The organism is Curtobacterium sp. AC272, from assembly GCF_979258155.1.
Genome location: NZ_OZ409838.1, coordinates 1745698 through 1763738 on the forward strand (window position 1 = coordinate 1745698; position 18041 = coordinate 1763738).

Below are 18041 nucleotides of genomic sequence, written 5' to 3' on the forward strand. Positions count from 1 at the left end.
CGATCGTCCGTCCGACCCGCCCGCGCTTCTCGTGGGGCACACCGAGCGGTACGCCCTGCTCGGTGCCTGGCTCGTCATCGTCATCGCCTTCAGCATCGCGCTGCCCGACACGTACCCGACCCTCGGCAACCTGCAGAACATCCTCGGGTCCCAGTCGGTGCTGCTCATCCTGGCGCTCGGGTTCCTCTTCCCGCTGACCGCGGGCGAGTTCGACCTGTCCGGCGCCTCGACGATGTCACTCTCCGCCATGACCATCGCCGTGCTCAACGCGAAGATGGACGTCCCGCTCGTGCCCGCGATCGCCGCCGGTCTCGTCATCGGCGTCGTGGTGGGGCTCGTCAACGGCCTGCTCACCGTCGGGTTCCGCATCGACTCGTTCATCGTCACGCTGGGCACCTCGACGTTCATGATCGGGATCATCCAGTGGATGAGCGCCTCGTCGTCGGTGACGGGCATCGACCCCGCGCTCGTGCAGGCCACGGTCGGGTGGCGCGGGCTCGCCGGCCTGCCGCTCGCGTTCGTCTACGGCCTGATCGCCACCGTCGTCGTCCTGGTCGTGCTGAGCGCCACCCCGGTCGGCCGACGGCTGCTGTTCGTCGGCACCGGCCGCACCGTCGCCGAGCTGTCCGGGCTGAACGTCCGACGCCTCCGGGTCGGTGCGTTCGTCGGCGCCGGTCTCACCGCCGCGGTCGCCGGGGTCGTCTACGCCGGCACGCTCGGCGGCGCGGACCCGTCGAGCGGACAGTCGTTCCTGCTCCCGGCGTTCGCCGCCTGCTACCTCGGCGCGACCGCCGTCATCCCGGGCCGGTTCAACGCGATCGGCACCTTCATCGCCGTGTACTTCCTGTTCTCCGGGGTCGTCGGCCTGCAGATGCTCGGCGCCGACAACTTCGTGCAGCAGCTGTTCTACGGCGGCGCGCTCATCGTCGCCGTCGCCGTGTCGCAGACCATCCGGCGGCACTCCGTCGCGACCGCCGCCAAGGCCGCCGCGAAGCGTTCCTGACCCACCTCGTCCTCCCCTCCCTGCTCGACACCCACCACAGAAAGCGAGTCCCCCATGGACATCGGAGTCTTCATCCCGATCGGCAGCAACGGCTGGCTCATCTCCACCACGTCGCCCCAGTACAAGCCGTCCTTCGACCTGAACCTCGAGATCGTGCAGAAGGCCGAGGCGTACGGCTTCGACTTCGCGCTGTCGATGATCAAGCTGCACGGGTACGGCGGCCCGAGCGGGTTCTGGGACGAGAACCTCGAGTCGTTCACGCTGATGGCCGGTCTCGCCGCCCGCACCGAGCGGATCCGCCTGTTCGCCACGACCGCGGTCCTGACGATCCCGCCGGCGATCGCGGCGCGCATGGCGGCGACGGTCGACTCGATCTCGCACGGTCGCTTCGGCCTGAACCTCGTCGCGGGGTGGCAGAAGGCCGAGTACGACCAGATGGGCCTGTGGCCCGGCGACGACGTGCACTTCAAGCGCCGCTACGCCTACCAGACCGAGTACATGCAGGTCATGAAGGAGCTGTGGGAGCACGGCGAGTCCGACTTCAAGGGCGACTACTTCACGATGAACGACTGCAAGATGCTGCCGAAGCCGACCGGACACATCCCGATCGTCTCGGCCGGGCAGTCGTCGCAGGGCATGGCGTTCGCCGCCCAGTACTCCGACTACAACTTCTCGATGGGCGTCGGCGTGAACACCCCGACCGCCTACGCCGACCAGAACAAGGCCCTCATCGAGGCGCGGGCGAAGACCGGTCGCGACGTCGGCTCGTACGTGCTGTTCATGGTCATCGCCGACGAGACCGAGGAGGCCGCCCAGGCCAAGTGGGCGCTCTACAACGACGGCGTCGACGTCGAGGCGATCTCGTGGATGACGGGTCAGGCACTCACCGACACCGAGGGCGAGGAGGGCAACACCGCCAAGCGGATCTCGCTGCCCGAAGGCGCCGTGAACATGAACATGGGCACGCTCGTCGGCTCGTACGAGCAGGTCGCGGCCATGCTCGACGAGGCCGCCGTCGTCGAGGGCACGAAGGGCATCATGGTCGTGTTCGACGACTTCCTGCAGGGCATGGACGACTTCGGCACCCGCATCCAGCCGCTCATGCGCACCCGCGAGGGCGTGGAGTCCGTTGCTCCGAGCGCGGTCACCGCATGAGCGCCGCAGTGAGCCGACCGGTCATCCAGGTGGCCGTCGTCCAGGCCGGACAGACCCCGGCCGACGGCGACGTCGCGCTCGACGAGCTCATCGCCCTGTTCGAACAGGCGGCCGAGGGCGCCGACCTCGTCGTGTTCCCCGAGCTCTGCACCACGCCCTACTTCTGCGGCGTGGTCAACGACAGCCGCAAGGCCTGGGCGCAGCCCGTCCCCGGCCCCGCGACCGCCCGGTTCGCCGCCGCGGCGAAGCGTCTGGGCACCGCCGTCGCCTTCGGCCTGTACGAGGACGCGGGCGACGCGCAGTACAACAGCGCCGTGCTCATCGACGCCGACGGCACGCTCGTGCACGGCACCGACGTGCACGGCGAGCAGGTGGCGTCGTACCGCAAGACCTCGATCCCGACCAACGCGATCTCCGACGTCGACGAGAAGCACTACTTCGCCGCCGGCTCCGGACCGGTCGTGTTCGACGCGCTCGGCACCCGCTTCGGCATGCTCATCTGCTACGACCGGAGCTTCCCGGAGTACTGGCTCGCATCGCGGGCCGCCGGTGCCGAGGTGATGCTCGTGCTCGTGTCGTCGATGGGCTTCCGCGAGACCCTGTTCACCCAGGAACTGCAGGTCCGCGCGCTCGAGACGCAGACGTGGATCGTCGCCCCCAACCGCGGTGGCGAGGAGACCGTCGACGGCAAGACCGTGAGCTACTTCGGTCGGTCGTCGGTCGTCTCACCGCGGGGCGACCTGGTCGTCTCGGCACCGGCCCACCAGGCGGGGCCGATCATCCGGGCCACCATCGACGTCGGCGAGGTCGCGGCGGCACGCCACGACTTCCCGCTCGGACGCGACCGCCAGCCCGGGGTGTTCCGGTACCTCGCCGACGCCCACGCACCGGCGGCGGTCCCCGCGTGACCGATGTCGCCGCCGTGGTCCGCGGCACCATCGCCCCGCAGCTCGACCGGGCGCTGGCCGCCAGCCGCGCGAACCCGCTGCCGGCCGCCCCGTCGGCGCTGCGCGCGGAACCGGCACACAGTGCGCAGCTGTTCGGCCGGCTGCTCGACGCCGCGATCGACGCTGCGCCGACCGCGGCGAGGCCCGAAGACGCGCCGTCGGCGTCCCGCCCCGCCGCCGACACCGGCGCCGACACCGACGCCGCGGCCGACCCCGCCGCAGCCACGGTCGTCGAGCTCCTCGACGCCTACCGGTCCGGCACCACCACCCCGTCGGCCGTCCTGGCCGCACTCGCCCCGCACTGGACGAGCGACGACGTCTGGTCGGACGCGGTCCTGCGCCTGGTGGACGGAGCCGAGGCAGCCGCCGCCGAGTCCACCCGCCGCTGGGCGGACGACGAGGCCCGACCGCTCGAGGGCATCCCGTTCGCCGTGAAGGACATCATCGACGTCGCGGGGACCATCGTCACGAGCGGCTCGCTCCAGACCGGCGACCGTGTGGCCCCGGCCGACGCGACCGTCGTCGCCCGACTCCGTGCAGCCGGCGCGATCCCCGTGTTCACGGCGGCCACGACGGAGTTCGCCTGCGGGGGCCGCACAACGCCCGGTACGGTGCCGTGCGGAACCCCTGGGACCCCGAGCGCTGGACCGGCGGCTCGTCGACCGGGTCGGGTTCGGCGCTCGCCGCCCGGATCGTCCCGCTGGCGCTCGGATCCGACACCGGCGGATCGATCCGCGTGCCGTCCGCACTCTGCGGCACCACCGGCATCAAGCCGACCTACGGCCTCGTGCCGCGCACCGGGGTCGCGAGCCTGTCGTGGACCCTCGACCACGTCGGACCGATGGCCCGCTCCGCCGAGGACCTCGCGCTCGTCCTGGCGGTCATCGCCGGGTCCGACGGCGAGGACCCGACGACGTTCACCGCCGTCCCGCTCATCGAAGCGGCACCGGAACGGGTCGAGGGCCTCCGCATCGGGGTGCCGCGCGGCTGGTTCACCGAACGCGTCGACACCGCGGCGCTCGACGCCCACGCCGCCGCGACCGAACGGTTCCGCGCCCTCGGGGCTACCCTCGTGCCGATCGAGTTCGACGACCTCGAGTCGATCGACGCGGAGTGCTGGACCGTCTTCTACGGCGAGCTCGCCGCGAACCAGGAGGCCAACACCGCCACGGCCGACCTGTTCGACGCCGGGACCCGAGCCCGGTTCGACGTGTCGTTCCTGCCGACCGCGGCGGACTACCTCCGGGCGCTCCGCCGCCGCCCGCTGGTGCAGGCCGCGATGGTCGCCCGGATGGACGAGGTCGGCGCGGACGTGGTGCTCACCCCCGGCATCGGGGCCACCGCTCCGCGACTCGACGACCTGACCATGTCCGTCGACGGCGAGCGGTTCAACCTGCACGACGTCATCCCCCGGAACACCCGCCTGTTCGACTACGTGGGGTTCCCAGCGCTGATGATGCCGGCGGGCACCGCGCCCGACGGTCTCCCCGTCGGCGTGCAGCTCGTCGCGCGGCCGTGGGACGACCGCCTGGTGCTGTCCGCGGCCGCCGCCTTCCAGCGGGTCACGACGCACCACCGCCTGGTGCCGCCGTCGTCCGCCGTGCGAGGGCCGACCGATCAGTAGCCGCACCATCGACGAGGGCGCCGCCCGACGACGCGCCTGGCAGGTGCTCTGCGCCTCGAGCCTGAGCGTCGTCCTCGTCTTCATCTCCTCGAGCGCCCTGCTCGTCGCGCTCCCCGACGTCAGCCGCGACCTCGACGCCAGCGCGGTGCAGTCCAGCTGGGTGCTCCTGAGCTACATGCTCACCACGACCACCCTGATCCTGGTCTTCGGACGGATCGCCGACCTGGTCGGGCGGCGGCGCCTGTACATCGCCGGCATCCTCGTCTTCCTGCTCGCCTCGCTCGCGTGCGGGTTCGCCCCGGACGCCGCCGTCCTGCTCGGCGCCCGACTCGTGCAGGGCGTGGGTGCGGCGGCCATCGTCACGAACACGACCGCACTGCTCACCGACGTCTTCCCTGAGTCGATCCTGTCGCTCGGCCTCGGCCTGAACGCCACCGTCGCCGCGGTCGGGCAGGTCATCGGCCCGGTCGTGGGCGGGCTGGTCGCCGAGTCCTTCGGGTGGCGCTGGATCTTCCTCGCCGGTGTGCCGATCTCGCTCGCCGGACTCGTCTGGTCCCTCCGGCTGATCCCGCACAGCACCCGCCCCCGTTCCGGCGAGCGCCTCGACGTACCGGGATCGATCCTGTCCGTCGCGGCCGTCGGTCTGCTCGTCGGTGCCGTCTCGATGGGCGGCTCGGTCGGCTGGTCGGCCGTGCCCGTCGTGGCGATGGCCTCGGGCGCGGTCGTCCTCGGCGGCGTGTTCGTGTGGACCCAGCGCCGGGTCGCGCACCCCCTGGTCGACCCGGCGATCTTCCGCGACCGCGCCACCATCACCCTGTTCTCCGCCGCCGGGCTCTGCGCCCTGTCCAGCTACGCGCTGGTGCTGCTGGCGTCCCTGTCGTTCCAGGCCGTCGACGGCAAGGGCGCCGTCGAGGCCGCCCTCTGGGTGCTCCCCACCCCGATCGGCACGACCGTCGCCGCCGTGACCGCGGGGTTCCTCGCCCGTCGTGTGGCCGCCAGGACCCTGTCGACCATCGGCATGCTCCTCATCGCCCTCGGCGCCGCGGTGCTCGCGGTCTCCCTCGCCGACGGCAGCGCCTACGTCGTCACCGCCACCGGCCTCGGCGCGGTCGGGGTCGGGACGGGCGTGTTCATGACGCCGAGCACGTCCGCACTGATGACCCGGGTCCCGGAACACCGACGCGGCATCGCCAACGCCATCCGCTCCGCCCTGCAGAACGCCGGTTTCCTGTTCTCGACGGCCCTCGGGCTCGCGATCGCGACGGGCGGCCTGTCCGCCTCCCAGGCGGCAGCCGCCTACGACGGCAGCCTGCTCGGCCTGCCGGCCGGCGACGTCCAGGTGTTCGTCGACGGCGTCCGCGCCGCAGCGCTCACCTTCGCCGGCTGCGCGGCCCTCGGTGCGCTCATCGTCGCGTTCGGTCCGTTCGGACCACCCGACCGGGAGGCACCACTCCGGCCCGACAGGTCGGGTCCGGTCCCCGAGCCGGGGGCGTCCACGTGACCGTCCCCACCCTGGCAACGACCACCCACGACGGAAGCAGGACCCCATGACCGACGACCACCAGGACTACGCGGCGGCCGGGTTCACCGGCGCGCTGCAGCCAGGACGACGCGCTGCGCTCGTCGTCGTCGACCCGGTCCGCGCCTACGTCGACCCCGACTGCGGGCTCTACGCCGGGGTCGAGGAACCCGTCGAGCGGATGCGGGAGCTCACGACCGCTGCCCGCGCCGCCGGGGTGCACGTGGCGATCACCACCATGGCGCTGTCCGCCGACGGCTCGAACGCCGGGGTGTTCTTCCGCAAGGTGCCGGCGCTCGCCGCGTACCTGCCAGGTGCGTCCACGGGGGCGTTCGTCGACGGGCTCGAACCCCAGGGCGGGGACACCCTGGTGCCCAAGCAGTACCCGAGTGCGTTCTTCGGCACCTCGCTGGCCGCCGACCTCGTCGCCCGCGGTGTGGACACCCTCTTCATCGCGGGGCTGTCGACGAGCGGGTGCATCCGCGCGACCGCCACGGACGCCATGCAGCACGGGTTCGTGCCGATCGTCGTGCGCGAGGCGGTGGGCGACCGGCTGCCCAGCGTGCACGAGGCGAACCTGTTCGACATCGCCGCCAAGATCGGCGAGGTCTGGAGCATGGACCGGGTCCTCGAGCACTGGAACGTGGCATGAGCCCCGCGGCGAGCACCGTGACGAGCACCGCGGCGACGGTCCGCGGTCGGCCTCGGAGTGCCGCCGTCGGCGAGTCCGTCTACACGGCGTGCGTCGAGATCCTGGCCGAGGGCGACCTGCGCGCGTTCACGATCCGGGCCGTCGCCGATGCGGCCGGGGTCGGCGCCGCGACGATCTACCGGCGGTGGTCGAGCAAGGAGGTCCTGCTCACCGAGACCGTCATCCGGTTGATGGAGGAGCACATCCCCACGATCCAGGACGCCCCGATCGCCGAGGGCGTCCTCGGGCTCACCCGGGGTGGGTGCACGCCCTCGTCGCGACGCCGGTCGGCCGCGCACTCCCGCTCATCGTGGAGACCGCGTCGCACGAGCCGCGCGTCGCGGAGGCCGTCACCGAGTGGCACCTGGACCGGCGGCTGCGGGTGAACGCGATGCTGCAGCGGGCGATGGACGCCGGCGACCTGCGCCCGGACGTCGACCTCGGCATCGCCGTCGACCTGCTCGGCGGGCCGACGTTCTACCGACGCGTGTTCGTCTCGCTCGACATCCAGGCGCCCGACTACCCGGTGCGTCTGGCCCGGGAGTTCCTGCGGTGGGCCGGCTGGACCGGCGACGTGTCGACGGTGGGGGTGGCCTCGTGACCGGGATCGCGCCGGAGGAGTTCGCCCCGACCACGGCCTGGACCGACATGGGCGTCGGGACGACCCCGTCGGCGCCGGGGCACTGGATCGGGTTCAACCGACGATCCGACGCGGCGCGCCAGGTGTCCGACCTGATCCGTGCCGACATCGTCGCGGGCCGCTTCACCGGCCCGCTGCCCTACGAGTGGGAGCTGCTCGACCTGTACGGCACGACGCGGAACGTCCTGCGGGCTGCGCTGACGTTGCTCAAGGAACAGCGGCTGCTCACCCGTGCACCGCGATCCGGCACGTTCGGTGTCCGGCCCGTCGCCTCGGTGAGCCTGGCCCGCACGTCCGACGAGGTCACGATCTACGGCGAGACGGCCGGCGGCAGCGTGTTCGAGTCACCCCGGCTCAGCATCGTGCACCTGTGCGTGCAGCAGGTGACCGCGCCGGAGACCGTCCGACGCAACCTGCAGATGACCGGCAGCAGCGCGTTCTTCGTCGAGAGCCTCATCTCGTTCGACGGCGAACCGAGCCGGGTCCGGACGAGCTGGGTGCCGCACGAGCGCTTCCCCGACCTGGTCGCCGAGCCGCTCACCGAGTACGTGCCGGACGTGCTGGTCCGGAAGGCCGGTGCGCGGCCGGAGGCTCGGCGGCTGTTGCTGAGCACCGTGAACGCCGACCAGTGGACGGCCGACCTGCTGGACATCGATCCCGGTCAGGCGATCTTCCACATCGAGCGGCTGATGTGCCTGGCGGACGGGACGCCCGTCGAGTACGGCTTCTCGCGGTACCGCGGCGACCGGGCGGTGATCGACTCGCGGATCATCTGACCCGTGCGCCCGGGCTCAGTCGGTCCGCATCGAGAAGACGTCGCCCGGCTGGCACCCGAGCTCCTGGCAGAGCCGGGTGAGGGTGGAGAACCGGATCGCGCGCGCCCGGTTGTTCTTCAGCACCGACAGGTTCACCACGGTCACCCCGACCCGGTCCGCGAGCTCGGTCAGCGTCATGCCCCGAGCGGCGAGCAGCTCGTCGAGGTGGCAGACGACCGCGTGGCCGTCCTCCTGTTCCGGGGGCATCAGACCAGCCCGGACTGGTCGCGGACCATCCGCTGCGAGGCGGTCAGGGCGAACCGGAAGCAGATGACGACGAGCAGACCGAGGTACACGGGCACGAACTGGTGGTCGACGTCGGGCGTCGGCAGGCGCCCGTCCCAGCCGAGCCCCGACACCACCCAGTTCCACCCCATCCGGCGGACGAACTGGGGCACGAACCCCGCCACCAGCACCGCGGCGGCGAGCCAGTCGAGGATGCGGGTCGTCGACCGGTCGAACAGCCCGCCGCGCGAGATCTTCCACGCGACCGCCGCCACCAGGGCGATGAGGGCGCTGACGAGCAGGACCTCGAGCGCGTCACCGACCCGGATGTACCCGATCGCCCCCGCCGGCACGTCCGCGATCGGGGCCCGGAGCACGAGGTGGTCGGCGGTGACGGTCGCCCCGCCGGGCGGCTGTGGGACGTCGCTCGTCGCGATCATCCGGACGGGCACCGACACCGTCCCGGAGCTGACCGAGCGGACGAGCAGGTCGACGTACCGCCAGACGACGAGCGCGATGCCGATCACGCAGCAGGCGACGTAGGCGAGGTAGGAGTTCCGCCCGCGGGGCGGTTCGTACACGGGTGCGGTCATGGCGTCTTCCCTGTCGATCATCGATACCATCGAATTTCGATACAACGATAAACGATGGGTCGGACCGGTGCAAGACCCTGCCCGGCTCCGACCTACAGCAGGCCGAACACCGCCTGCGCCCCGAGGCTCGTGCCCGCCACCAACACCCAGAGCGCGATGCCGAGCAGCATCGGACGGAACCCGGCACGTCGCAGCGCCGCGAAGTCCGTCGAACAGCCGATCGCCGCGAGCGCCACCGTGATGAGGAACGACGCCGCGGTCGAGAAGCCCGGGGCAGCGTCAGCCGGCAGCACCCCGACGGTCCGGAGCAGCACCACCACGAGGAACCCGATCAGGAACCACGGGACCAACCGGAACACACGGAAGCCGCTGCGCGACCCCGCGTCGGGCGCGAGCTGCTCGCGGGAGGCGCGTCGGGCCTCCAGTCCGGCCAGCCCGATGACGATCGGGATGATCATCAGGGTGCGCACCAGCTTCACGACGACCGCCGTGTCGGTCGCCTGGCGACCGTAGACCGTCGCGGTGGCGACGACGGACGACGTGTCGTTCACCGCAGTGCCCGCGAAGACGCCGAAGGCGTGCTGGCTGAGGCCGAGGGCGTGGCCGAGCAGGGGGAAGGCGAACACCGCGGCGATGTTGCAGAGGAAGATCGTCGACATCGCGTAGGCGACGTCCGCGCTGACCGCACCGATGACGGGCGTGACGGCCGCGATCGCGGACGCACCGCAGATGCCGGTCCCCACGCCGATCAGGGTGCGGAGGGCGCTCGACACCCGCAGCAGCCGGCCGATCCCCCAGGCGGCACCGAGGCACACCACGAGGGTCGTCACCATGACCGGCAGGGTCTCGCCGCCGATGCGCAGGACCTCACCGATCGAGAGCTGCGCGCCGAGCAGCACCACCGCGAACTGCAGGACACGACTCGACGAGAACTTCACGCCGGGAGCGAGCACGGCGAGGGTGCCGCCGGTGCGCCGACGGACGAGCCAACCGAGCACCGCGCCGATCAGGACGGCGGGGACGGGTCCGCCCACGACCGGGACGACCGATCCGATCAGGGTCGCGACGAGGCCGATCGCGACGGCGACGGCGACACCGGGTGCGGCGGTGCGGGCGAACTGCATGGGAACAGCATCTCGTGCTCGCGGCCGTCGTGCGGTCCAGCCGGGCAGGATGGTGCGGTGGAGTACTCGGGCGAGCGGTGGGTGCAGCGGCTGCGCGACGGGGAGATGCGGAAGCGGTGGCCGGTCCTGCTCGTGGCCGCGGTCATGACGGCAGCGGGGCTCGGCGTGCTCGTCGCCGAGTTCGCGTCGCCGGACTTCCTGCGCGGTCTCGACAGCGCCCGCACACAGGCCGACTTCGTCCTGTGGCCGCTGCTCGTCACCGGGTTCGGCCTGCTGCTGGCGGTGGTGACCTGGAGCGCCGGTCGGACCGATCGCCGCACCCTCGCACGGATCCGGGAACACCGCGCGCCCCGGTTCCACCTGCCGGTCTCCGCGTCGGGGTTGCGGGCGACCGACGACCTGCCGGGCCCCCGACCCGAGATCTGGACCGTCGACGCGGCCGGTCTGCACGCGTGGGCGCCGTCGCGGGCGGAGCCGGTGTTCGACCTGCCCTGGACCCACATCCGGAGGTTCTCCGTCGCCACGAAGGACGCACGCGGACAACGGGTCGACTTCGGCGTCTGGATCAGCACGACGGTCGGCGAGGACGTCGTGGTGGAGCCACGACCAGCGCTCGGACGCGGGTTCGAGGGCGGTCCGGACGAGCTCGCGACGATCGTGCGGGTACTCCGCGCACTGCGACGCGAGCTCGACCCGCGGGGCGCTGCCGCCGATCAGCCCTGAGCGGGCGGGACCTCGCCGGTCATGTCGACGCGCTCGGTGCCGTCGTTCCAGATGTACGTCGCGGTGGTGCGACCGGACGGTTCTGCGTTGGGCTCGCCGGCCTTCGCGTACGAGTAGGTGACCTTGATCGAGGCGTCGGCCAGCCGCTCGACCGTCGGCTCGAACGCGTACTGCTCGGAGGTCGCGGTGCCGAGGTACCGGCCCTGGTGGAAGAGCAGGATCGCGTACGGGGAGCCGGCCGTGGCGAACTCGGGCGAGACGACGGACCAGGACAGGGAGGCGCAGGCGTCGTAGCCGGTGTAGTCGGCGTTCGCGGCGTCCCACTTGGTGCCCTCGAGGCCGGCGGGCGACGGCAGCGCGGCGATCCCGGCGGCGGCTGCCTCGGAGCCGGCCGCGGGACCACAGGTCGGGGTGGGCGTCGGTGTCTGGCTCGGCGTGCTCGTCGGCGTCGGGGTCGCTGCCGTGTCCGTCGGCGCTGCGGTCACGGTCTCGGTGACGGTCGGGGTCGCGTCGCCGCCGTCCCCGCCGCCGGAGCAGCCGGTCAGCAGGGCGACCACGGCCGCGCCGGTCAGGAACAGAGCAGTCTTCGAGGTGCGCACCACTCCACGGTGCACCGACCGCGGTGTCGGCGCTCGCATCGTTACCGGCCCGTAGTCTGCTGGCATGCGGGGAGAGGGCATCGGGGCATCGGCGGACGTCGCGGACGACCACGTCGTGGGTCCGCACGGACCGGTCCTCATCCGGCGCTACCGACCGCAGGACCCCGCAGCCGCTCCGACCCTGGTCTGGCTGCACGGCGGCGGGTTCTTCCGGGGCGACCTGGACCTGCCCGAGTCGGACGCCGTGGCCCGGGTGCTCAGCGCCCGCGGCATCCCGGTGGTCACCGTCGACTACCGCCTCGGCCCGCTGCCGGGTCTGCCCTGGATCGGGCGGACGGGTCCACGAGCACGCCGACGCGCACCGCACGCTCGGGACGAAGTCGTGGCCGTGCTCCGCTCGCTCGCAGAGGAGTGTCCGGCCGGTCTGGTGCTGGGTGGCGCGAGCGCTGGAGCCTGCCTCGCCGCCACCGCGGTCCCTCACGGACCCGCGCTGGCCGGCACCGTGCTCGCGTACGGGTTCTTCCACGCGCGGATCCCCCGCGACCCAGCGGTGCAGCGTCTCGTGCGCGGGCACCGGCGGATCACGCACGCTCCACTGTTGCTCGACGCCGCGAACCGCACCTACGCCGGGCCGCTCGGTGCCGGAGCGTTCCCGGCGCCGGAGGACCTCAGCACGTTCCCGCGCACCCTGGTGCTCGACGCCGAGCGGGACACGATGCGCGCATCCGGCGACCGGTTCGCACGGCGGCTCGGTGCCGCGGGGGTCGATCTCGAACGGCACGTCCTGCCCGACAGCCGGCACGCGTTCCTCAACCGACCGGGCAGCATCGACTTCACGGCTGCCGTCGACCTGATCGCTTCGTGGGTGGTCCGTCGGCCCGTCTGAACGTTCGAGCGTGTGCGACCGTCGGACATTCCGGTGACGCCACGACGAACCGGACGTATTCTGCTGTCGGAAGCAACGGCGGTTCCGAACACCCTTCGCCACGTTCACCGTCGTGGCGTCCCGCCTCTGTGACGAAGAGTCCTACTGTGACCGAACACCTCATCGAGTACGTCGCCCGTGACCGCACGGGCATCACCGCCGTCGTGACGACCACCAGCGTCATCGACGTCGACACCGTGATCCAGCACATCCGCTCCGGACACACCGGCTACTACGTGGCTGCCGACTCCTGGAAGCGCACGCCGGTCAGGAGCATGTCGTTCATCGGCGGCACCTACCTGTTCGCGAACTGGGACGGCTCGAAGCGGAACATGCTGCACGACCTGGCGTTCCGGTCGCCGACGCGCGCGGTCCAGACCGCGCCGCCGACGGAGTCCCGCTTCGCGCGGTTCCTCGACGCCGTGTTCGGCCGCCGGCTCCCACTGCGCTGAACTGCCGGTACCACCGCTGTCTCGGCCCCTGCCCGTTCGCAGGCCCGTGAGAGCATGACGGGCATGCAGAAGGGAGCAGATGCTCGCGAAGGACGTGTCCGACAAGCGGTTCCGACCGACCAAGTGGCGGGAGGGCTACGACCAGGGTGAGGTCGACGCCTTCCTCGACCGGATCCAGACCACCCTCGCCGGGTACGAGCAGGGGCGGCCGGTGGATCCGCTCACACCGGAGCAGGTGTCCGCCGCCCGGTTCCAGCCCACGAAGTTCCGCGAGGGCTACGACCAGGACCAGGTGGACGACTTCCTCGACGAGGTCGTCGTCGCCCTCCGCCAGCACGCGGTGCGCTGACCCCGACACCGACACAGAACGACATCCCCGTCGTCGTACGACGTCGGGGATGTCGTTCCGGGTCGATCCCGGGTCGATCCAGCCCTCAGACCTGCGCGCCCTCCAGCGTCGCCGCGAGCGGGTCGAAGTCCTCGGGCAGCGAAGCGATCGGTGCGACGGTCGACTCGACCTCGATGAACGAGCGGGCGGCGATCGACTCCTCGACCGCGACCATGGTGTCGAGCACGTGGTAGCCGACCTCGCCGGTCGCGATGTGCGAGCCGCCGCCACGGATGGCCCGCGCCATGTCGAGCACGCCGAGCCCACGGCCGACGGTGGGCTCCTCGTCGAGCAGCACGTCCCACTCCTGCGAGAAGGGGAACGTCGCGTCCGCGGTCAACGGTCGCGCGATCCGGATCGGGTGCCCGCCACCGAACGTGTTCGGGTCGGGCAGGACGATCGTGCCCTCGGTCCCGTTGACCTCGAAGACCCCGTGCCGGAACAGCGGGGTGTCGAACGACAGCAGCGACTGTGCGTTGCCACCCTGCTCGAACGAGGTCAGGACGGAGACGTGGGTCGGCACCTCGACGGGGAACGAGTCGCCCGCGTTCGGTCCGACGACCAACTGCCGCGTCGACCGCGACTGAGAACCCGTCGCGACGACCGAGTCGATCGGTCCGAGCAGGTGCACCAGCGCCGTGAAGTAGTACGGGCCGATGTCGAACAGCGGGCCCGCGCCCTTGGCGTAGAGGAACGACGCGTTCGGGTGGAACACGTCCGGCCCCTGCCACTGCATGCTCGTGACCGCGGTGAGCGGGGTGCCGATCGCACCGGCCTCGATCGCACGCTTGGCGGTCTGCCAGCCCGGACCGAGCACGGTGTCGGGCGCGATGCCGAGCTTCAGCCCGAGGGAGTCGGCGAGTTCGACGAGCGACGCGGCCGAGGCACGGTCCACGCCGATCGGCTTCTCGCTCCACACGTGCTTGCCGGCACGCAGGGCGTCCATCGAGACGGCGACGTGCGTGGCGGGGAGCGTCAGGTTGATGACGATCTCGACGTCGGGATCGGCGAGCACGGATGCGCCGTCGCCCGAGGCCGCGACACCCCACTTCGAAGCCGACGCCGCGGCGCGCTCCGTGTCGATGTCGCCGATCCGGACGACCTCGACGTCGGGGAACGTCGTGAGGTTGGCCAGGTACTGCTCGCTGATCATGCCGGCGCCGATGAAGCCGATGCCGACGCGTCCGGTGCGGGTCATGCGGACACCTCCGATGCGGACGACGAACCGGCCGGCGCGAGCTGCGCCGCGAGCCACTCGTACGACTGCTGCACACCGTCGAAGACGTCCCCGTCGAACCCGTCGAACTCGATGACGGCGTACTCGAGCGCCGTCGCCGCACGCAGCGCCTCGGCGAGCCGGACGTCGCCCTGGCCGGCCGGGGTCTGGTCGGTGGGGATCGTCGCGGTGGAGATGTCGTCGCGCATCGGACCGTCCTTGACGTGCACGGCGACGATGCGGTCGCCGAGCTCCTCGATGAACGCGACGACGTCGATGCCCGCGGCCGACGCCCAGTACAGGTCGAGCTCGAGCACCACGGCCGGGTCGAGCAGCGACGCGAGCACCTGCAGCGCGGGCTGTCCGTCGATCTGCGGCCGGAGCTCGTGGTCGTGGTTGTGGTAGCCGACGCGCAGACCGTGCTCGGCGGCCTCGACGGCGGCGGCGTTCAGCCGTGCGGCGACGCGCTCGACGCCCTCGCGGGTCGTCCACGCGTCGGGTCCGACGAACGGGTCGATGACGATCTCGAGGCCGAGTTCCTTCGCCGCGGCGAAGGTGTCGGCGTGCGACGGAGCGGTCATCACGGTGCCGTCGGGCAGCGGGATGGTCTCCTCGACCAGGAACGCGTGGCCGGTCTTCGCGGTGATGCCGTGGGCGTCGAACGCGGACTTGAGCTGCGGTGCTCGGTCCACGAACGCGAACGCCTCGACGGTGTCGAAGCCGATCTCGGCCAGGCGGCGGACGCCGCCGTCGAGGTCGGGCTCCAGCGCGGCGTTCACCGTGTAGAGCTGCAGGGAGATGGCGGGAGCCATGTCGGGTCCTTTCCGGGGGTGGTGCAGGTGACTGCCTGGAGGCGCGACTCGCGTTGCGGACGCGAGTTGCGCCTCCCGGCTGGTTGCGTTGGTCAGCGGACCGACTTGATCGGCAGGATGACGAGGGCGCCGAGGATGACGGCGACGCCGGCACCCCAGAGCATGAGCGTGTAGTTCTGACCGCCGCCGATGCCGAGCAGGAACAGGCCGACGGCCGGAGCGAGCGACTGCGGCAGCGCGTTCGCGATGTTGATGACGCCGAGGTCCTTGCCGGGGCGTTCCGGGTCGGGCAGCACGTCGACGATCAGGGCGGTGTCGATGGCCGCGTAGATGCCGAAGGCGAAGCCGAGGACGATCTCGGCGAAGTAGAAGCCGCCGACGGTGTCGACGTGGGCCAGGATCACGAGGCCGACCGCGGTCAGTGCGGTGGAGCCCCAGACGAAGACCTTGCGGCGCTGGACGCGGTCCGACACCCAGCCGGAGACGGCGGCGCTGACGAGCAGGGCGACCGTGTACAGCAGGACGCCGAACGCGACGACCCCGACGGCCTCGGCCTGCGGCAGACCGATGCGGTCCTGCATGTAGAGCAGGCGGTACGTCGTGAACATGAACGTGCCGAAGGTGATGAGGAAGCGACCCCACCATGCCAGGCCGAAGTCCGGGTGCTTGATCGGGTTGGTCCAGAACGAGCTGATCAGGTTGATCCAGCTGAACGGCTTGACCGGCGTCGTCGGCAGGTCGTCGCGGGCCACGAAGCAGTAGACGAGGATCGCGATGATCGCCAGGACACCCGGGGCGATGAAGAGGACCGGCAGGTTCCCGACCAGGTACACGGCGAGGTACAGGCCCGCGAGGATGGCGGTGTTCTGCGCGAGGGCGATGACGCTCGAGGCCTTGCCGCGCTGGAACTCCGGCACGTTGTCGGCGAAGCTCGCGGTCAGCGTGGCGAGGACGGCGTTCGCCGTGACCTGCGCGAGGACCCAGGCCAGCGTGAGCTGCAGGACGTTCGGCGAGAACGCGAGCCAGGCGAGCGAACCGACGAAGACGATGACGCCACCGAGCATCCACGGGCGTCGGCGGCCCCACCGGCTGCGGGTGCGGTCGGAGATCGCGCCGAACAGCGGATTGGCGAACAGTGCGCCGAGGGCACCGAACGGCAGGACGGAGCCGACCACGGTCTCGGGGCTCGTGGGGTTGAGCTCGGTCGCCTTGATCGACATGCTCACGAAGACCGGCGTGAGCAGGGCGACGAACAGGCCGAACTGGGCGAAGCTGAGGCCCCAGAGGTAGCCGCGGCCCACACGCATCGTGCTGACGGACTGCGTGATCCCCTCGACCGAGAACGCTCGGGGCGCCGCGGCGTCCGAGGCGGTGGCACCGGCGGCTGCGGTGACCGCTGGTGATGCGGTCCCGGCGATGCCGCGGGTGGGTTCTTCCTTCGACGTCGGTGTCGACATGACTCCTCCTCGAGTCATAGGGGGCTTCGGGGCCCTCGAATACCTAGTGCTGCTAGGTGATCGGGACTGTAGCACCGGAAACCTCCGACCGGAAGTTTTGTCCCGATTGTTGCGCCGGTACATTGGCACGCGTGACCTCCAACGATGGAATCGGCACCAGGGGCCCCTACGCCAAGGGCGTGCAGCGTCGGCGGGAGATCCTCGACCAGACGCTCGACGTCGTCGCCTCGCGCGGGATCGACGGCACCTCGCTGCGCGCCATCGGCGATGCGATCGGGGTCTCGCACGCGGCACTGAAGCACTACTTCTCGTCACGGGAAGCGCTGCTGGTCGAGGTCCTGCGGGAACGCGATGCCGCCTCGGACCGGGCACTCGGCGACACGGCCGGGGTCTTCACCCGACTGGCCTTCGTCGCCGACCGGAACGTCAGCGAGCCGGCACTCGTGACGCTCTACACGACCCTGCTCGGGGCGTCGGTGGAGTCCGGCAACGAGACGGCGCGGGAGTTCTTCGCCGCCCGGTTCGACGAGGCACGGGGGAACCTGGTCGCCCAGCTGCGTGACGAGCTCGCGGCGTCGGGGCGGCGCTCGGACGCCGACCTCGAGCAGGTGGCGTCGCTCATCATCGCGGCGTTCGACGGACTGCAGGTGCAGTGGCTGCTGGACCGGAACGTGGACATCGCGGGGACGCTGCGGTTGCTGGAGCGGGTGTTGTAGGGACCGACTCGGAACGACACCGGGTCGACTCAGAACGACACCGGGTCGACTCGGAACGACGTCCTCGTCGTCGTACGACAACCAGGACGTCGTTCCGAGTCGACGAACGACCCTTACTTCTCGCCGTCCTCTTCCGGGTTGAAGTGCGAGTCGTCCCCGACGTGCCCAGCGGCCAGGCCGTCCGGGGCGTTGGGGATGGTGTTGTCATCGCCGAGCCCGCCCGGCTTCTCGATGCCCTCGGAGTCGTTCACGGGGGCCTTGGCGTCGTCGTCGTGCGTGTTGCTGCTGTCGGTCATGGTCTGCTCCAGTGCAGTGGTCGAACCGAGGGCGACGCCCCCGGCAGGTGCTGACCTCGGACGCTACGTGCCGCTGCTCGGAATCCACCCACCAGCCGCGTGCCCCGACCGGTCGACAGCG

20 protein-coding genes and 3 pseudogenes are annotated in these 18041 nt (G+C 71.3%); 15 read left to right on the top strand and 8 right to left on the bottom strand.

What is annotated here, in order from left to right; genetic code table 11:
• Positions 1 to 31: 31 nt before the first annotated feature.
• The 9 genes and pseudogenes from ACZZ0J_RS08925 to ACZZ0J_RS08965 all read left to right on the top strand — a co-directional run bounded on the left by ACZZ0J_RS08925 (position 32) and on the right by ACZZ0J_RS08965 (position 8355).
• Complete coding sequence (locus ACZZ0J_RS08925) at positions 32 to 1003, top strand: ABC transporter permease (RefSeq protein ID WP_463436283.1); 972 nt, start codon at positions 32 to 34, stop codon at positions 1001 to 1003.
• A 54-nt stretch (positions 1004 to 1057) separates the two neighbouring features.
• Positions 1058 to 2158 carry a pyrimidine utilization protein A gene (rutA, locus tag ACZZ0J_RS08930; protein ID WP_463436285.1) on the top strand — a complete coding sequence of 367 codons (1101 nt, stop codon included), beginning with the start codon at positions 1058 to 1060 and terminating at the stop codon, positions 2156 to 2158.
• Positions 2155 to 3066 (top strand): carbon-nitrogen hydrolase family protein, encoded by a 912-nt coding sequence (locus ACZZ0J_RS08935; RefSeq protein WP_463436287.1) that lies wholly within the window; start codon positions 2155 to 2157, stop codon positions 3064 to 3066. Before rutA ends, ACZZ0J_RS08935 begins: the two co-directional genes overlap by 4 nt.
• A gap of 14 nt (positions 3067 to 3080) precedes the next feature.
• Positions 3081 to 4729, top strand: a pseudogene (locus tag ACZZ0J_RS08940) (amidase).
• Between the two features lie 43 nt (positions 4730 to 4772).
• Positions 4773 to 6230, top strand: a complete 1458-nt coding sequence (locus ACZZ0J_RS08945) for an MFS transporter (RefSeq protein WP_463436289.1) — start codon at positions 4773 to 4775, stop codon at positions 6228 to 6230.
• Positions 6231 to 6276: 46 nt separating this feature from the next.
• Entirely contained in the window at positions 6277 to 6900 is a 624-nt protein-coding gene (locus ACZZ0J_RS08950) for an isochorismatase family protein (RefSeq protein ID WP_463436291.1), read from the top strand.
• Positions 6897 to 7325, top strand: a complete 429-nt coding sequence (locus tag ACZZ0J_RS08955; RefSeq protein WP_463436293.1) for a TetR family transcriptional regulator — start codon at positions 6897 to 6899, stop codon at positions 7323 to 7325. The genes ACZZ0J_RS08950 and ACZZ0J_RS08955 overlap by 4 nt, the downstream gene beginning before the upstream one ends.
• The gene (locus ACZZ0J_RS08960) at positions 7250 to 7540 is read left to right on the top strand and encodes a TetR-like C-terminal domain-containing protein (RefSeq protein ID WP_463436295.1); all 291 of its coding nucleotides are present in this window, start codon (positions 7250 to 7252) and stop codon (positions 7538 to 7540) included. Before ACZZ0J_RS08955 ends, ACZZ0J_RS08960 begins: the two co-directional genes overlap by 76 nt.
• The gene (locus ACZZ0J_RS08965) at positions 7537 to 8355 is read left to right on the top strand and encodes a GntR family transcriptional regulator (protein ID WP_463436297.1); all 819 of its coding nucleotides are present in this window, start codon (positions 7537 to 7539) and stop codon (positions 8353 to 8355) included. Before ACZZ0J_RS08960 ends, ACZZ0J_RS08965 begins: the two co-directional genes overlap by 4 nt.
• A gap of 15 nt (positions 8356 to 8370) precedes the next feature.
• Here the strand turns inward: ACZZ0J_RS08965 and ACZZ0J_RS08970 are convergent, their stop codons facing one another.
• The 3 genes from ACZZ0J_RS08970 to ACZZ0J_RS08980 all read right to left on the bottom strand — a co-directional run bounded on the left by ACZZ0J_RS08970 (position 8371) and on the right by ACZZ0J_RS08980 (position 10336).
• On the bottom strand, positions 8371 to 8601 hold the full coding sequence (locus ACZZ0J_RS08970; RefSeq protein WP_463436299.1) for a helix-turn-helix domain-containing protein: 231 nt from the start codon (positions 8599 to 8601) through the stop codon (positions 8371 to 8373).
• Complete coding sequence (locus ACZZ0J_RS08975) at positions 8601 to 9233, bottom strand: hypothetical protein (RefSeq protein WP_463436301.1); 633 nt, start codon at positions 9231 to 9233, stop codon at positions 8601 to 8603. Before ACZZ0J_RS08975 ends, ACZZ0J_RS08970 begins: the two co-directional genes overlap by 1 nt.
• A gap of 71 nt (positions 9234 to 9304) precedes the next feature.
• The gene (locus tag ACZZ0J_RS08980; RefSeq protein ID WP_123341189.1) at positions 9305 to 10336 is read right to left on the bottom strand and encodes a YeiH family protein; all 1032 of its coding nucleotides are present in this window, start codon (positions 10334 to 10336) and stop codon (positions 9305 to 9307) included.
• Between the two features lie 57 nt (positions 10337 to 10393).
• Here ACZZ0J_RS08980 and ACZZ0J_RS08985 point away from each other — a divergent pair, with 57 nt between their 5' ends.
• Complete coding sequence (locus tag ACZZ0J_RS08985; RefSeq protein WP_463436303.1) at positions 10394 to 11059, top strand: hypothetical protein; 666 nt, start codon at positions 10394 to 10396, stop codon at positions 11057 to 11059.
• Here the strand turns inward: ACZZ0J_RS08985 and ACZZ0J_RS08990 are convergent.
• On the bottom strand, positions 11050 to 11658 hold the full coding sequence (locus ACZZ0J_RS08990) for an LppP/LprE family lipoprotein (protein WP_463436305.1): 609 nt from the start codon (positions 11656 to 11658) through the stop codon (positions 11050 to 11052). The two genes, ACZZ0J_RS08985 and ACZZ0J_RS08990, sit on opposite strands and share 10 nt — an antisense overlap.
• A 64-nt stretch (positions 11659 to 11722) precedes the next feature.
• Here ACZZ0J_RS08990 and ACZZ0J_RS08995 point away from each other — a divergent pair, with 64 nt between their 5' ends.
• The 4 genes and pseudogenes from ACZZ0J_RS08995 to ACZZ0J_RS09010 form a co-directional block, all read left to right on the top strand.
• Entirely contained in the window at positions 11723 to 12544 is an 822-nt protein-coding gene (locus tag ACZZ0J_RS08995; RefSeq protein WP_463436307.1) for an alpha/beta hydrolase, read from the top strand.
• Positions 12545 to 12690: 146 nt separating this feature from the next.
• Positions 12691 to 13035, top strand: coding sequence for a hypothetical protein (locus tag ACZZ0J_RS09000; protein WP_123341193.1), 345 nt, complete (start codon positions 12691 to 12693; stop codon positions 13033 to 13035).
• Positions 13036 to 13114: 79 nt separating this feature from the next.
• Positions 13115 to 13207, top strand: a pseudogene (locus ACZZ0J_RS09005) (DivIVA domain-containing protein); the annotation flags it as partial.
• 39 nt (positions 13208 to 13246) lie between these two features.
• Positions 13247 to 13369 (top strand): annotated as a pseudogene (locus tag ACZZ0J_RS09010) (DivIVA domain-containing protein); the annotation flags it as partial.
• Between the two features lie 100 nt (positions 13370 to 13469).
• Here ACZZ0J_RS09010 and ACZZ0J_RS09015 read toward each other — a convergent pair.
• From ACZZ0J_RS09015 to ACZZ0J_RS09025, 3 genes are all read right to left on the bottom strand, one after another.
• Positions 13470 to 14621 (bottom strand): Gfo/Idh/MocA family protein, encoded by a 1152-nt coding sequence (locus ACZZ0J_RS09015; protein ID WP_123939342.1) that lies wholly within the window; start codon positions 14619 to 14621, stop codon positions 13470 to 13472.
• Positions 14618 to 15451 (bottom strand): sugar phosphate isomerase/epimerase family protein, encoded by an 834-nt coding sequence (locus ACZZ0J_RS09020; protein ID WP_111086653.1) that lies wholly within the window; start codon positions 15449 to 15451, stop codon positions 14618 to 14620. The genes ACZZ0J_RS09015 and ACZZ0J_RS09020 overlap by 4 nt, the downstream gene beginning before the upstream one ends.
• A 92-nt stretch (positions 15452 to 15543) precedes the next feature.
• Entirely contained in the window at positions 15544 to 16908 is a 1365-nt protein-coding gene (locus ACZZ0J_RS09025) for an MFS transporter (protein WP_194646996.1), read from the bottom strand.
• Positions 16909 to 17039: 131 nt separating this feature from the next.
• Between ACZZ0J_RS09025 and ACZZ0J_RS09030 the strand changes: the two genes are divergently transcribed.
• Positions 17040 to 17624 (top strand): TetR/AcrR family transcriptional regulator, encoded by a 585-nt coding sequence (locus ACZZ0J_RS09030; protein ID WP_463436313.1) that lies wholly within the window; start codon positions 17040 to 17042, stop codon positions 17622 to 17624.
• A 113-nt stretch (positions 17625 to 17737) separates the two neighbouring features.
• Here the strand turns inward: ACZZ0J_RS09030 and ACZZ0J_RS09035 are convergent, their stop codons facing one another.
• Positions 17738 to 17920: a hypothetical protein gene (locus ACZZ0J_RS09035; protein ID WP_463436315.1), complete on the bottom strand. Its 183-nt coding sequence runs from the start codon at positions 17918 to 17920 to the stop codon at positions 17738 to 17740.
• Positions 17921 to 18041: the final 121 nt, after the last annotated feature.

Excerpts from the sequence above, each read along its gene's own strand:
- rutA (WP_463436285.1), top strand. The coding sequence starts at position 1,058 with ATGGACATCGGAGTCTTCATCCCGATCGGCAGCAACGGCTGGCTCATC.
- ACZZ0J_RS08935 (WP_463436287.1), top strand. The coding sequence starts at position 2,155 with ATGAGCGCCGCAGTGAGCCGACCGGTCATCCAGGTGGCCGTCGTCCAG.
- ACZZ0J_RS09025 (WP_194646996.1), bottom strand. The coding sequence starts at position 16,908 with ATGTCGACACCGACGTCGAAGGAAGAACCCACCCGCGGCATCGCCGGG.
- ACZZ0J_RS08980 (WP_123341189.1), bottom strand. The coding sequence starts at position 10,336 with ATGCAGTTCGCCCGCACCGCCGCACCCGGTGTCGCCGTCGCCGTCGCG.
- ACZZ0J_RS09015 (WP_123939342.1), bottom strand. The coding sequence starts at position 14,621 with ATGACCCGCACCGGACGCGTCGGCATCGGCTTCATCGGCGCCGGCATG.
- ACZZ0J_RS08955 (WP_463436293.1), top strand. The coding sequence starts at position 6,897 with ATGAGCCCCGCGGCGAGCACCGTGACGAGCACCGCGGCGACGGTCCGC.
- ACZZ0J_RS08970 (WP_463436299.1), bottom strand. The coding sequence starts at position 8,601 with ATGCCCCCGGAACAGGAGGACGGCCACGCGGTCGTCTGCCACCTCGAC.
- ACZZ0J_RS09035 (WP_463436315.1), bottom strand. The coding sequence starts at position 17,920 with ATGACCGACAGCAGCAACACGCACGACGACGACGCCAAGGCCCCCGTG.
- ACZZ0J_RS08995 (WP_463436307.1), top strand. The coding sequence starts at position 11,723 with ATGCGGGGAGAGGGCATCGGGGCATCGGCGGACGTCGCGGACGACCAC.
- ACZZ0J_RS08950 (WP_463436291.1), top strand. The coding sequence starts at position 6,277 with ATGACCGACGACCACCAGGACTACGCGGCGGCCGGGTTCACCGGCGCG.
- ACZZ0J_RS08975 (WP_463436301.1), bottom strand. The coding sequence starts at position 9,233 with ATGATCGACAGGGAAGACGCCATGACCGCACCCGTGTACGAACCGCCC.
- ACZZ0J_RS09020 (WP_111086653.1), bottom strand. The coding sequence starts at position 15,451 with ATGGCTCCCGCCATCTCCCTGCAGCTCTACACGGTGAACGCCGCGCTG.